This is a genomic window from Asticcacaulis sp., assembly GCF_027484505.1.
GTDB lineage: Bacteria > Pseudomonadota > Alphaproteobacteria > Caulobacterales > Caulobacteraceae > Asticcacaulis.
Window position 1 is genome coordinate 1 of the sequence record NZ_JAIXSV010000223.1, and the last position, 13429, is coordinate 13429.

At 63.0% G+C, this 13429-nt stretch carries 14 protein-coding genes; 5 read left to right on the forward strand and 9 right to left on the reverse strand.

All coding sequences use genetic code 11. From position 1 onward, the window contains the following. Nucleotides 1-122 precede the first annotated feature (122 nt). Nucleotides 123-818 (forward strand): hypothetical protein, encoded by a 696-nt coding sequence (locus Q0072_RS13365; RefSeq protein ID WP_298331016.1) that lies wholly within the window; start codon nucleotides 123-125, stop codon nucleotides 816-818. Here Q0072_RS13365 and Q0072_RS13370 read toward each other — a convergent pair. The 3 genes from Q0072_RS13370 to Q0072_RS13380 are packed head-to-tail and all read right to left on the reverse strand — an operon-like array spanning nucleotide 808 to nucleotide 2904. Then, nucleotides 808-1884 carry a saccharopine dehydrogenase NADP-binding domain-containing protein gene (locus tag Q0072_RS13370; RefSeq protein ID WP_298331018.1) on the reverse strand — a complete coding sequence of 359 codons (1077 nt, stop codon included), beginning with the start codon at nucleotides 1882-1884 and terminating at the stop codon, nucleotides 808-810. The genes Q0072_RS13365 and Q0072_RS13370 overlap by 11 nt on opposite strands. Then, entirely contained in the window at nucleotides 1874-2482 is a 609-nt protein-coding gene (locus Q0072_RS13375; protein WP_298331020.1) for a DUF4166 domain-containing protein, read from the reverse strand. Before Q0072_RS13375 ends, Q0072_RS13370 begins: the two co-directional genes overlap by 11 nt. Further along, nucleotides 2479-2904 carry a DCC1-like thiol-disulfide oxidoreductase family protein gene (locus Q0072_RS13380; RefSeq protein ID WP_298331022.1) on the reverse strand — a complete coding sequence of 142 codons (426 nt, stop codon included), beginning with the start codon at nucleotides 2902-2904 and terminating at the stop codon, nucleotides 2479-2481. The genes Q0072_RS13375 and Q0072_RS13380 overlap by 4 nt, the downstream gene beginning before the upstream one ends. 53 nt (nucleotides 2905-2957) lie before the next feature. Here Q0072_RS13380 and Q0072_RS13385 point away from each other — a divergent pair, with 53 nt between their 5' ends. Continuing rightward, nucleotides 2958-3419, forward strand: coding sequence for a DUF2269 domain-containing protein (locus Q0072_RS13385; protein ID WP_298331024.1), 462 nt, complete (start codon nucleotides 2958-2960; stop codon nucleotides 3417-3419). A gap of 165 nt (nucleotides 3420-3584) precedes the next feature. Continuing rightward, nucleotides 3585-4211 (forward strand): glutathione binding-like protein, encoded by a 627-nt coding sequence (locus Q0072_RS13390; protein ID WP_298331027.1) that lies wholly within the window; start codon nucleotides 3585-3587, stop codon nucleotides 4209-4211. A gap of 42 nt (nucleotides 4212-4253) precedes the next feature. On the opposite strand, the gene ybaK is transcribed toward Q0072_RS13390, so the two are convergent. Genes ybaK through Q0072_RS13405 form a run of 3 tightly spaced genes read right to left on the reverse strand, consistent with a single transcriptional unit; the run spans nucleotide 4254 to nucleotide 6245 of the window. Then, the gene (ybaK, locus tag Q0072_RS13395; protein ID WP_298331029.1) at nucleotides 4254-4730 is read right to left on the reverse strand and encodes a Cys-tRNA(Pro) deacylase; all 477 of its coding nucleotides are present in this window, start codon (nucleotides 4728-4730) and stop codon (nucleotides 4254-4256) included. 9 nt (nucleotides 4731-4739) lie between these two features. Further along, nucleotides 4740-5777, reverse strand: a complete 1038-nt coding sequence (locus Q0072_RS13400; protein WP_298331031.1) for a low specificity L-threonine aldolase — start codon at nucleotides 5775-5777, stop codon at nucleotides 4740-4742. A gap of 15 nt (nucleotides 5778-5792) precedes the next feature. Next, complete coding sequence (locus tag Q0072_RS13405) at nucleotides 5793-6245, reverse strand: DUF4442 domain-containing protein (protein ID WP_298331032.1); 453 nt, start codon at nucleotides 6243-6245, stop codon at nucleotides 5793-5795. 82 nt (nucleotides 6246-6327) lie between these two features. On the opposite strand from Q0072_RS13405, the gene Q0072_RS13410 reads away from it, so the two are divergent. Together Q0072_RS13410 and Q0072_RS13415 are read left to right on the forward strand one after the other, a co-directional pair. Then, entirely contained in the window at nucleotides 6328-7218 is an 891-nt protein-coding gene (locus tag Q0072_RS13410; protein ID WP_298331034.1) for a 2-dehydropantoate 2-reductase, read from the forward strand. A gap of 31 nt (nucleotides 7219-7249) precedes the next feature. After that, nucleotides 7250-8230: a bile acid:sodium symporter family protein gene (locus tag Q0072_RS13415; protein WP_298331036.1), complete on the forward strand. Its 981-nt coding sequence runs from the start codon at nucleotides 7250-7252 to the stop codon at nucleotides 8228-8230. 239 nt (nucleotides 8231-8469) lie between these two features. On the opposite strand, the gene dgcA is transcribed toward Q0072_RS13415, so the two are convergent. The 3 genes from dgcA to Q0072_RS13430 all read right to left on the reverse strand — a co-directional run bounded on the left by dgcA (nucleotide 8470) and on the right by Q0072_RS13430 (nucleotide 13018). After that, nucleotides 8470-9429, reverse strand: coding sequence for an N-acetyl-D-Glu racemase DgcA (gene dgcA / locus Q0072_RS13420; RefSeq protein WP_298331038.1), 960 nt, complete (start codon nucleotides 9427-9429; stop codon nucleotides 8470-8472). After that, nucleotides 9429-12191, reverse strand: a complete 2763-nt coding sequence (locus Q0072_RS13425; RefSeq protein WP_298331040.1) for a tipN — start codon at nucleotides 12189-12191, stop codon at nucleotides 9429-9431. Before Q0072_RS13425 ends, dgcA begins: the two co-directional genes overlap by 1 nt. A gap of 167 nt (nucleotides 12192-12358) precedes the next feature. After that, entirely contained in the window at nucleotides 12359-13018 is a 660-nt protein-coding gene (locus tag Q0072_RS13430) for a hypothetical protein (protein WP_298331042.1), read from the reverse strand. Between the last annotated feature and the right edge of the window lie 411 nt (nucleotides 13019-13429).

Below are 13429 nucleotides of genomic sequence, written 5' to 3' on the forward strand. Positions count from 1 at the left end.
CCGCTCTCGCAAATCCATCGATAAAGGACGACCCATCACTTCCTCCTGTCGGAAAAAGTGAATCAGATCCTCTCTGATTTGGGAATCCCGATTCAGCTAAATTTCATACCGATCTAAATATCGTGCCCTGTCAGACACACGACGAAAAGGCGGAAACACGGGCGGCGAAAGTAGCCGAAAAGCTTCAAAAGGCTTTCGTTAAGGCCGATGTCTCAGCGATCAGGGCCTTGGCTCCGGAAATGGAAAAGGTCATGGGTGAAGCGCCGTTTCCCCCATATTATGCGGAAAAGTGCGATACGCGCCTTATCATTTACAGCGACAATCTGCCTTCGCAACTCGTATTAGGCGTGTTGTTTGAAACTGCGACTGAAAAGAAAGCAAACCCTGATGGGAAGAAGTTGGAGGTTGTCGCAAAGCCAGCTTCGCCTTTTGCCCTTATTTCGTATGGATTGGCCTGGGTTTACGCGGATCGCAAGGACTATGGTCGCTGTGTGACGATTCTGACTGATGGTCGCCAGCGTGATCCATGGAACGAAGCCATACTCAGCGAATATCTCTTTTGTCTGGCACAGAGTGGCCAAAATGCAGAAAGCCTGGCAGAGGCCGAAAAGGCGCTTGAGAATCCTTTCTTTAATCTGACGGATTACACACGGGCTAAGGTTTTGCGGCACAAGGGCTATGCTCTCGTCGAGCTTCAAAAATGGGATGAAGCCGAGTCTGCCTACAAGGACTCTTTGAAGTTTGATGGAAGCAGCCAACTGGCCAAGAACGAAATCCTGTATATCCAGCAGATGCGCGCTCAGCAATCTAAGCCGTGACGATATCAAACGGTTCCAGCGCGGCCAGATAGTTGGCGAGGCTTATCTGGCCAAGGCTGGAGCGTGCGCCGGGGGCGAGATCACATCCCTTGGCCAGACGCTCGGCCAGCAGTATGGCCGGGACCGAAGGGATTTGCGGCCCGTCGCCGTTGCGCGCAATGATGTGCCAGTCGAGGCGAAGCGGCTGCCCGTCCAGCCCCGTGCCCGACAGGACCATGAACATGCCGCCATCGTCGGAGCCCAGCGGATCGAACAGGTCGGCGGCCTTCAGCAGGGGCCTGGCCAGTTTCGCCAATGGAAAGGGCAGCAGCTTCCAGCGCACGCCCCACGACAGGGCCCACAGCCCCAGATGGATGAAACCCAGCTCCAGACCGGCACCGAAACGGATCGACCGCAAGCCATAGGCGGCGGGCAGCAGGTCGAGATCGGGAATATCGCAATCGCCCATCAGGCGCGGCCCCAGATGCGGAAAGACGTGCCGCCTCAGGCCCTGCCAGCCATAGGCCTTCGGATGCCCGGCAAAGGGTTTCAGCGGCTGACCCACATAGGATAGGATGGCCGCCGTGGTCGCCAGCCCGCGTTCGGCCCCCTGACCGGGGCAGATGCCGAAATCGAGCGCTTCCAGCGTCGCAAAGCGGTCGCGGAAATGGTTCAGTACCGCCGAGGACAGGCATGGCACGGTCGAAGCGCCGCTGATGGCCACAACCCCCGCTGCCTTGGCCGCGGCGTCCATCCGATCAAAGCCCACGACGAAATCTCGCGCATCGGACAGATCGACATAGTGCACACCCGCCGCGATGCAGGCTTCGGCCACGCCATAGTCGGCGTTCTGATACGGCCCGGCGGTGTGCGCCACGACGGTGGGTTTCAACGTGCGCAGGGCTTCGGACAAACCGCTATGGACGTCAAAGGCCGCCCATTGCGCGCCTATCGACCGGGCACAGGTTTCGGCCTTGGCGGCGTCGCGCCCGGCGATGATCACCGGCACGTCACGGCGGATCAGGCCCGCGGCGATGCGCTTGCCGAAATTGCCGTAGCCGCCCAGGATCAGCACCTTACCCGTCAAGACGCATCTCCGCCACGCGAAAGGCCCCGCCATAGCTGTAGAGCTTACCGAACCACGGATGGCGCAGTTCCATATACATGCGGAAACGATCTTCGCCTGTGGCCTCTTCCCACGCATCGCCGCGTCCGATCAGCGCCGTCACGGGCATGGGGATGTCGAGGCCGAACAGCCGCCAGACATAGCCGGCGTGTCGCAACCGCACCCGCCCTTCGTGATAATCGTAATGGGCCTGCCAGCCGATGCCGGTGGCCATGTATTCCGTCACGTGGTGCGGGCGTTTCGACACCATGCGCGAGCGGAAGGTCACGGGGTCACGCCCGGCGAAACGAAAGATGCGCTCAAACACAAAGGCGTCGCTGTCGGGTTCGGAGCGGAAATGCACGCTTACCGACACGGCCTTGCCCTCATAGGGCGTCAACATGCCCGTCGCTTTGATCAGCCATGACAAACGCCGCAGCAGCGGGTGCATCTCGACGTCCAGCGTGCCTTCGACGATCACATGGTCGCGCGTAAACGGACGGTTGGCATAGTGGGCCTTGAGCGCCGGGGGCAGGGCGTCCCATTGTTCGGCAAAGATGGTGGCGAAGATGGGGGTCATATCTGCGTCTTTCCGGCCAGTCTGAGGCTGAGATTGCGCCCCGCCCGCAGCAGTGGATAGAGCCAGCGCGTGCGGCGCGGCGAGCGGAACATCCAGGCGTTGACAAGGTTGAGGAAATCACTATTCGACCCCAGCAGCGCCAGTCGGTTCAGCGCCTCAGCCCCGTGGTGCCACTGATGGCCATAGACCACGACGATGCCCTGATTGAGGTCAAGCTGGCGGGCGCGAATCTCTTTCAGGATAGGGTGGTCGGGGTCACCGCGCGCATCGAGCGTCTCCAGCCGCCCCACGGCCCGATTGACGCGATAGCCCAGAGCGCCGGACCGGCACAGCACGCAGTCCCCATCATAGACAAGCCAGAGCGTATGAGCGTCCTCCCTGATCTCAGGGGAGGAGCGGGGTGTGTTCACTGACTTGTCCATTCGATCCCCTGCCACTATGACAGGGAGTCTAGGCGCGAAGGCGAGGGGGATCAATGCTCTATCTGTGGGTGAAGTGGGTGCATGTGGTCTCATCGACCATCCTGTTCGGCACCGGCATAGGCACGGCCTTTTTCATGTTCATGGCCAATCGTCGCAAAGAGGTCGCAGGCATCGCCTTTGCCTCGCGCCATGTGGTTATGGCCGACTGGCTGTTCACCACACCCGCCGTCATCGTGCAGCTTCTGAGCGGTCTGTGGCTTGTGCATCTGGGCGGACTGGAGCTGTTTGGCGGCTGGGTGCTGGGCGGATTGTTGCTCTACCTTTTCGCCGGGGCCTGCTGGCTGCCCGTGGTGTGGATGCAGATCCGGATGCGCGATCTGGCGAAAGCCGCCTATGCGTCGGGTGAGCCCCTGCCGCCGCTCTACTGGACCTATGAGCGGTGGTGGGTGATCCTTGGGGCGCTGGCCTTTCCGGCGATTGTTTTTGTATTCTGGCTGATGGTGGTGAAACCGTAACCTTGACGTTTGCGGTTTCATGCCCATGTCTGCGTCACAGTAGAGTGTATTTCGTTCAGACTGAATCGAAATAGCGCTCTAAGTTTTTGGTTGAACGCGCTTTTTTATCCGAAAAGTGCGTCCCACTTTTCGGAAAGCGCTTTAGACCTACAAAGGGAAAAGACCATGATCGTTCTGCACACCTGGACCACGCCCAACGGCTTCAAGGCCTCCATCGCGCTCGAAGAAATGGGCCTGCCGTATAAGGTCAGGCCGGTCAATATCGGCGCCGATGAGCAGTTCCATCCGGACTTTCTGAAAATCTCCCCCAACAACAAGATCCCGGCCATTGTCGATGAAGAGACGGGCATCAGCGTTTTTGAAACCGGGGCCATCCTCGTCTATCTGGCCGAAAAGACCGGCAAGTTCCTGCCGGCATCAGGCGAAGGGCGTTACAAGGTGCTGGAATGGTTGAACTGGCAGATGGGCGGGCTGGGGCCGATGTTCGGTCAGCTGGGTCACTTCGCCGTCTTCGCGCCGGAAAAGGTGCCCTATGCGCTAAACCGCTATACCAACGAAGCCAAGCGCCTGCTGGGCGTATTGGAAACGCAGTTGTCGAAGCACGCCTATGTGGCGGGGGATGACTATACGATCGCCGACATGGCCATCTATCCGTGGATCAATACGCTGCGCACCTTCTATCAGCAGGAAGAACTGCTCACCGACACGCCGCATATCAAGGCATGGTTCGATACGGTGGGCGCTCGCGCGGCGGTGCAAAAGGGCATGACGGTCGGCAAGACGGCGACGTGAAAACCCTCCTCCCCCGCTCCGCAGGGGAGGAGATTTTGTAAGCTATTCCGCCATCACATCCACATATCCGGCCTTGAGGACATGCGCGGCGGCGTCGGGTTCAATCGACAGCAGCAGGCCGCGCTGGCCGGCATTGATATAGATGCGCTCATAAAGCTGCGCCGTCTCGTCTATGGCGGTCGGATGAGTTTTGCGCTGACCGAAGGGCGAGATGCCGCCGACCTTGAAACCCGTGACCTTTTCGGCGTCGGGCACCTTCATCATCTGCGCCGACTTGCCCTTGAAATGCGCCGCCAGCTTCTTCATCGACACTTCGCCGTCCGACGGCACGACGACACATACGCCCTTGCCATCGACCTCCGCCATCAGGGTTTTGAAGGTCTGCGACGGATCGACGCCCAGCGCTTCGGCGGCCTGTAGGCCGACGCGCGGCGCGTCCGGATCGTAGGCATAGGGGTGGAGATCGAAGGCGATCCCGGCCTTTTGCAGAGCAGCGGTGGCGGCGGTGGTTTTGGACATGATAAGGTCTCAGCGGCTGGCGAGGTGCGTCTGGCAATCCGTCAGAAACGCCGTGACCTCGTCCTCGGTCGTGGCGAAGCTGCACACCAGCCGATAGACATGCTCCCCCGCCAGAGACCACGGATAGAAGCGGTGCCCGGCGGCCTGCAACGCCTCGGCCAGAGCCGGGGGCAGGGTAACGAACAGGGCATTGGCCGCCTGCGGATAGACCAGAGACACGCCCTCAAGCGCGCTCAGTCCTTCGGCCAGACGCCGCGCCATGCCATTGGCGTGCCGCGCCAGTGTCAGCCACAGATCGTCTTCGAGCAGGGCCAGCAACTGTGCCGACACGAAACGCATCTTGGACGGCAACTGCCCCATGCGCTTGTGCCAATATTCGAAGTCGCGGATCAGGGAGGGGTTTAAAATCACCACCGCCTCGGCCAGGGCCGCGCCCGCCTTGGTGCCGCCAAAGGAGAGAATATCCACCCCGGTTACGGCCTCGGCAGGCGATACACCTAAGGCCGCGACACCGTTGGCCAGCCGCGCCCCGTCCATATGGATCAGCAGGCCGTGCCGGTCGGCCACAGCCCGCAGCGCGCGCAACTCTTCGACGCCATAGACCGTACCGATCTCGGTTGATTGCGTCAGGCTGATCACCTTGGGGCGCGCCGCGTGCGGGGCGTGATCCTGCGACAGGGCGACGATGGCCTCAACCCCTTCGGGCGTCAGCTTGCCCAGCACATCGGGCGCGATCAGGATCTTGGCCCCGGTGAAAAACTCCGGCAGGCCGCATTCGTCGTTCTGGATATGGGCGTCGCGGGTGGCAATCGTTGCCTCAAACGGCCGCATGACAGAGGCCAGCGCCACGCCATTGGTCGCCGATCCGTTGAAGGTCGGAAAGGCCCTCAGCTGCGGATTGCCAAAGACCTCGCGCAGGCGGGTATTGAGGCGCGCCGTGATCTCATCCGCGCCATAGGAGGCCGCGTGGCATTCATTGGCGGCGCTCAGGGCGGCCAGAACGGCGGGGTGCATGGGGGCGGTATTGTCGCTGGCGAACCAGACCATTCGTCACTCGTGCGGCTATTTGGGAGGCTTTTTCCTCACATACAGCGTCTTGTGCACGCGCGCCACCACCACGCCGGCATCGTCCACCACATCGACCTCAAATTCCGGCTCCAGCTTGGGCTGGCTGTCGGCCTCGGCGCGGAGGCGCGCGATCTCTTCCGGCGAAATGCGGAAAATGGCCGTGACCCGCCCGCGGCCGGGTTTGAGGAAGTCGATGCGCGCCGCCTTGTCCCAGACGATGTAGCCGCGCCCCAGATGCGTCATCAGGATGGCCATAAAGAACGGGTCACACATCATGTACAGCGAGCCGCCGAACTGCGTGCCGACCACATTGCGGTTCCACCAGCGCAGCTTCATCTGCACCTCGATCTCAGTGAAATCGGCATTGGTGCGCACGACGCGGATGCCCGCCCCGATAAACGGCGGATAATAGTTGATCAGCTTGAAACGTTTGGCAAAGTCGGTCATCACAAACCCCGCAGAAGAGGGTTACGTTATCGTCAAATTGTCAGCAACGATAGCGTCACCCAGGGTAAGGAAACGCAATAAAATGGCCAATATTGTTATCATCGGGCCCGGTGCGGTCGGCCTGAGTGTCGGGGCGGCCCTGATCGACGTCGGTCATCAGGTGGTGTTTGCCGCCCGGCAGGCCTTCGCGCAGCTTAAGGTCGCCAATGCCGGTGAGATGGCACCGCGCCGCCGCGCGACGGTGGTGACCACACCGGAGGCGCTCACGCCCGCCGATTGGGTGCTGCTGTGCGTCAAGGCGCATCAGGTCGAAGGGGCCAAAGCGTGGCTCGACGCCACGGTCGGGCCACAAACCCGCGTCGCCATCCTGCAAAACGGCGTTGAGCACCGTGAGCGGGTCACGCCGGTGGTTCCCGTGGGGACAGTGCTGGTGCCGGTGGTGGTGGATATTCCGGCGGGACGCTCCGCGCCGGGTGTGGCCGAATGGCGGGGCCGGGCGGGCTTGCTCACCGCCGATACGCTGGAAGGTCACGACTTCTGCGCGCTGTTTACGGGCAGCTTTGTCACGGCGCGTCCGACGCCGGATTATGTGAGCGAAAACTGGAAGAAACTGTGCGTCAACGCGCCGGGCGGGGCCATACTGGCGCTTACGGGGCAGACCATGCAGGTCTTCCATCAGCCGGGTATTGCCGCGATTGCGCGCGCCATCCTGAGCGAATGCGTCGCCGTGGGGCGGGCCGAAGGGGCGGACCTGCCCGACGATCTGATTGACACACAGATGGCGCGCTTTATGGCCGCCACGCCCGACGACACCAATTCGATGTATGATGACCGCGCCGCCGGACGCGAAACCGAATGGGACGCGCGCAACGCCGTCATCGTGCGCAAAGGGCGTGAGCACGGCATTCCGACACCGGTCAGCGACCTGATCGTGCCGCTGCTGGCGGCGCAAAAGGTCGGTGTGCCGGGTTGATTATCGGCCCAAAGACGCCGAAAAGGGAAGCATGACCGATACCCCCGCCTTCACACTGCGTAACCTGATCAAGACCTTCGATCCGTACATACTGGCCCTGCTGGGCATGGTCGTGCTGGCCTCTGTCCTGCCGGTGCGCGGCGACAGCGCTGTGGTCGCTGGATGGGTCAAGGACGCGGCCATTGTGTTGCTGTTCTTCCTGCATGGGGCCAAGCTGTCGCGCGAAGCCATCTTCGCCGGGCTGATGGCGTGGAAGGTGCATCTGGTGGTGTTTCTGACCACCTTTGCTGTGTTTCCGCTGCTGGGCCTGGGGATACAGGCGGCCCTGAAACCGCTGATGGACCCGATGATCCTGTCGGGTGTGCTGTTCCTCTGTCTGCTGCCTTCGACCGTGCAGTCGTCGATCGCGTTTACGGCCATAGCGGGGGGTAATGTGGCGGCGGCGGTATGCAGCGCGTCGGTGTCTAATATTCTGGGGATTGTGATTACGCCGCTGCTGGTTGCCTTGCTGATGAATGCCACGGGCGGCGGCGTGTCGCTCGATTCGATCATCGACATCGCTCTGCAACTGCTGCTGCCCTTCGTGGTTGGGCACCTGATGCGGCCGTGGCTGAAGGGCTATCTCGACCGGCACAAGACGCTGGTCGGGCGGGTCGATCGCGGGTCGATCCTGCTGGTCGTCTATACGGCCTTTTCGGCCTCGGTCGTCGAAGGCCTGTGGTCGAAGATCGGTTTAAGCGATCTGGGCCTGATCTTCGTTATCGGGGCCGGGCTTCTGGCCATCGTCATGAGCGGCACCTGGTGGATTTCCGGACGCATGGGCCTCAGCCACGAGGACCGCGTGGTGGTCCTGTTCTGTGGCTCCAAAAAGTCGCTGGCCTCAGGCGTGCCGATGGCCGGGACGCTGTTTCCGGCCGCCGTGCTGGGGCCGGTGCTGTTGCCGGTGATGCTGTTCCATCAGTTGCAACTGATCGTCTGCGCCTTTCTCGCGCCGCGCCTGAAAAAGGGCTGATCAGAGCGCTTTCCGAAAAGTGGGACGCACTTTTCGGATAAAAAAGCGCGTTAAACCAAAAATTTAGAGCGGAATGATTTCTACTGGAATCATTCCGCTCAAGCCGCCATTGAGGCGGCGGCCAAGGTGGCAAAGCCACCGCCCGGCGAGGGGCAAAAAAAAATCTAGATCATTATGTTTCCACCAGAAATCATAATGATCTAGAGCGTGATTTCGATTCAATTTGAACGAAATCCGCTCTACCCCCACAGCGCCGGTTCGGGTGGCTCCAGCATCGAACCGGTGACTTTCAGCCCGTGCTCGCGGTCTTTGGCCAGCAGCAGCGGCCCGTCCAGATCGACAAAATCCGCCCCCTGCGCCACGATCATGGCCGGAGCCATGCTCAGTGAAGTGGCGACCATACAGCCGACCATGATCCTCAGCCCCTTGTCCTGCGCCGCCTGTTTCAGCGCCAGCGCCTCGGTCAGGCCGCCCGTCTTGTCGAGCTTGATATTCACCGCATCATAAAGGCGCGCGCAGCGCTCCAGCTCGGCGCGCGTATGCAGGCTTTCGTCGGCGCACAGCGGCACAGGGCACTTATAGCCTTCCAGTGCGTCGTCTTCGCCCGCCTTCAGCGGCTGTTCGATCAGCACAACGCCGAGGCGTTGCAGTTCGGGCGCCAGCGCCTTGAGGCTATCGAGCGTCAGGCCTTCATTGGCATCGACGATCAGGCGCGTTTTTGGCGCATTGCGCCGCACGGCTTCCACGCGCGCTAGATCATCCGGTCCGCCGATCTTGAGTTTCAGCAGCGGGCGGCGGGCATTGGCGGCGGCCTGTGCCCCCATCGCTTCGGGCGTATCGAGGCTCAGCGTATAGGCGGTCTTTAGCGGGCTGAAGGTGCGCAGACCCGCCGTCTTCCATGCCGGAACCCCCGACGCCTTGGCGCGCAAATCCCACAGGGCACAATCGAGCGCATTGGCGGCAGCCCCTGTCAGGGCGGGTATTTGCCCGGCTTCGATGGCGGGCCGCGCGACCTCAAGCGCGGCCAGCGCACCTTCGACCGTTTCGCCATAGCGCGCATAGGGCACCGCTTCGCCGTGGCCCCTGTGCGCGCCGTCCGTCACCTCAACATAGAGGACATGCGCCTCGGTCTTGGAGCCGCGGGCAATGGTGAAGCGCCCGGCAATGGGCCAGGCTTCGGAGCGACAGGTGAAGTGCATCAGATCAGGTCGCTGATGGCGGCATCGAACAGCAGATAGGTGCGCCCCGTCGGGGTGGCCAGTATCTCGGTCAGGGCACCACGCGGATCACGGGTGAGCAGGGCGATATTGAGCTGCCGGTCGTAGAAGGTGACGAATTCCTGCGCCTGATCGCGCAGATTGGCGTCGGTGGTCAGGCGGCGGCTGAGGCGGCGGATGGCCGCCGGGGCGATGCGACGCAGGACCAGACGCGCGCCTTCGTTATCGTCAGCGACGATGGCGGCGATGATTTCTTCGAGGCGCGAGCGGTTGAGCAGGGCCTGCGCATCGACGCCCATCGATGCGACTTCGGCAATCATCAGGTCATCGAGATTGTCCGGGCCGCTGGGCTCCACAGGGGCGGGGGCGGGTTCAGGCCGGGCGGGTGTAGGGCGCGGGCTGGCTTCGCGGCCGTCCATGCCGTTCAGCAGGTCGCGCCACGACAGGCCGCTGGGGGTACGCGACGCCGACGGGGTGGCAGAGATCGGGCGCGGTGTATCGAGCGGCGCTTCCAGCGGGTCGAGCGCACGGCGCGAACGCTCAGGACGTTCGGTGCGCGCGGGCGTGCGCGGTTCGGGGGTCGCGGTGCGCGCGCTTGCGCTGTCGCGGGGGCGCTCAAAGCGCTCCACGTAGGGGTTGGGGGCGGGCGGCGCGGTCGGCAGGGGCTGGGAGGAAATGACGCCCATCAGGCGCACGGCTTCGGTCAGCATGTCGTAATTGCGCTTGACGCGCTCCTGAAACGCCTGATCGACGCTTTCGGTTTCCAGCGCCGCCTTTCGCGCCGCTTCGGTCATGGCCAGCAGGCCGTCTTCGACCGCGCGGCGGATTTCCTCCAGCCGCGACTTGGCCTGAAGCGGCAGTTCGTCGGCGCGCGCATTGAGGTCGCTCAGCGCCATCTCCACCTGCTTGATGCCGTCGCGGGCGTGGCCAAAGGCGTTGTCGAGACGATCCGCGGCGGTCAGGCCCGCCTCGTCGATCAGGGCGGCGGAATCCTCGATCAGGCGACGCGCCGAGTTGAAGCGCGCATCGAACGCCTCATCGGCCTTCTTGCCCGCTTCGAACAGGGATTCGTTGAGGCGATCGACGCGTACCTGCGCCGTCTGAGCGGCATCGGCGGCGGCGCGGCGGGCGTCTTCGGCGGCGATATTGAGCTGCTCCAGCGCGCGGCGCGTCTCGTTGATCAGCTCATCGCGCGCATCGGCGGCCATGACCGAGATGTTGGACAGTGTCGAATGGATGCGCGTTTCAAAGGCCGTGCGCTCGTTTTCGGCGCCGTTGAGCACCTGACGGAACTGTTCCTGCGCGTGCAGCACCAGATCGCGCAGGATATCGACGCCGCGCGACGAGCTTTCGCCCAACTCGATGGTGGCGTTGCGCGTCACGCTGAGCGCTTCGGACAGTTGCGCGCGCTGGTTTTCCAGATGGACGGCGAAATCTTCCTGATCAGCGCGCAGCGACAGGGCGGCGGAGACCAGCCCGGCGCGCTGCTGCCCCAGGCCTTCTTCGACGCTGCGGATCTGATCGGCGACGCCGGCCCCGGCGGTTTCCAGACGTAGCGTCTGACGATCGAGGTCTTCGGCGACGGTGCGCGCCGTATTGTGCGTATCGGCGGCCACGGAGGCGAGGTCAGCCGCGCGCGCCGCCAGAGCGGCTTCGGCTTCGCGCAACTGCGTCTGAGCCAGATCAGAGGCATCGGCCACCATGCGCGCCTGACGGTCCACAGCATCGATGACGCCGCGTGCCTGTTCATCAAGCTGCACGCCCATATCCATCGCCGCCTGCCGCTCAAGCGACAGGGCCCCGGTGATGGTCTGCGTCGATTGGCGCGCCTGCTCGGCGGCAGCCAGCATGGATTCGGTTTCGACCTTCATGCGCAGGCTGAGTTCGTTGAGGTCGTTGTGCGCCACGCGCACAGCACGCACCGCCTGTTCGACCTGCTGACGCAGGGATTCGACCAGCGCCGTCGTCTGGGTGGCGGCAATGGCGGCAGGGGCGACCATGGCATCGGCCAGCGCGGCGGTGCGGCGGGCTTCGCGCGACAGGGCGGCGGCGTGGCGCAGCGCAAAGGCCGTGGCGACGATCAGGCCGATGGGGAACAGGGCCAGCGCCCCCAGAATCACCACGCGGAACGGCTGCAACGTAAAGGCGGCGATCTGGGTTTCGGCCCCCAGAATAAAGGCCGTCAGGCACAGGGCCCAGCCCAGGCTGATCACCGTCACTCCGCCCCAGAAGGGCACGGGTGAGCCACCCGACAGCTTCATAATGCCGTCAGGCTTGACTTCGACGGGGCTGACCGGCGCGGTGGCGGGTTCAGCCTTGCGGTGCGAGGTGAGGGCGGACGGCGTCTCAGTGTGGGGCTGCGGCGGCAGGGGGGTGTGCAGCGGAGGCTCAACTGTCTCGGCGGGCGGCGGGGCCGGTTGCGGCTCTGAGGCCGCGTGAGAATCCAGCGGCCGCTCAAGCAGGTCGTCCACCGGCGCGGGCTCTACCTCAAGCGGGGGTTCCACCGTTTCGGGCACTAAGTCGTGCGTCGCCTCACTGTCTGCGCGCGCATCGCTCAGGTGCGCGGCCGAAGGGATGTCGAGATCGTCCGTATCCGCGCCCAGATTCACTGTTTCGGCATGCGTTTCCTCATGGGCCGCATCTTCGGCGGGCGTATCGTCCTCAAACAGCGGGCGCAGTCTGGATTTACGACCCCGCGTCTCGGAAGACGAGAGGTTCAGAGGGGGACGAATGCGAGATTTCATAGAATACTGTCCTGCGCCAGGGTCTTTACCACCGGAAAGCCGGGTTCTCCCGTGAGGCGAACGCTAGCCGCAGATCATTGATAACGCAAATGGTTTAGCGGGGTGGAGGCGAGGATGTTTACCATAGGCCGTCCCCCGTCCGGTCCGGCGGCCTCAACCCTGTCGGCCTATTGGGCGACGATCGTGCGAATCTGACCCGTCGCGGGGGCCCCATGCGAGTCCGGGCACGGGCCGCTGAGCGCGTCTTCCTGTGCCTGACGCGACGCCTTTGCGGCCTTTGCGGCCCTGATCACCCATTTGGCATCTTCACCGCGCACGGCGATAGAGATTTCGTAAGCGCGGGACTGTTCGGCGGCGCGCAGGCTCTTTTCCACTTCACGCGCGATATTGGCCTGATCCTCGGCGCTCAGTGCCGCAACGTGCAGTCGCAAGGCCGGAACCGCTGGCAGAGGCGGCAGGGCCAGGGCGGGTGGTGCCGGCGGCGCGGGGGCCACCACCGGCGGGAGCGCGGTTTGCGTTTCAGAACGTACCGTCTGCACCCGTACGACCGGCGCGGTCACCGCCGCTGCATCGCGTTTGGGTTCAGATTTTACGGTTTCGCTTTTGACGGCGACGATAGGAGGGGCAGCCTCCTGCGCCGGGGCCGGTTGGCTGAGCGGGGTGGTTTCGCTGACGGGCGTGACCGGTGCGGTCGCAGGCACGGCTTGCTTCTGAGTGACGGGCGCAGGTTTGGGCTGTTCCGGCGCCGCACCGGCACCGAAATGCAGGAAGGCCGCGGAAACAAGGGCCGCAATAAAGCCGATGATGATGTCAAACAGCGCCGACATGGTGAATGCGCGTCCAGAAAGTCCCCACCGGTCTGCCCCGGCCAGCCTTACGCCACTTTGAAATCGAGAGTTTGAAGGCAGGCAATGCCCACACCTCGTGCCTTGAAACACCACAAATATGCCGCAAATCGTTGACGACTGCAACTAAAAGGTTCTGAGGCAAGGCTTTCCACTGAACGCGTGGCAGACCTTCTCCTATTGTGCCTCATTTGCTGGAAATTATGGCGATTGTTTGCCCTGTGGGTTATGGTAAAGACGCTGTCAGGGACGTGCAGCGAAAATATCACAGATTGCAGAAATGGGGGCAAGAATGCGCTTGCGTAAGCCAGGTTTGATCGTAGCCGGTATGGCTCTGGGGGCCGTTGTGTGTCCGGCCGTGGCGCAGGCGCAGATGACGCCGCGTCTGGTGGA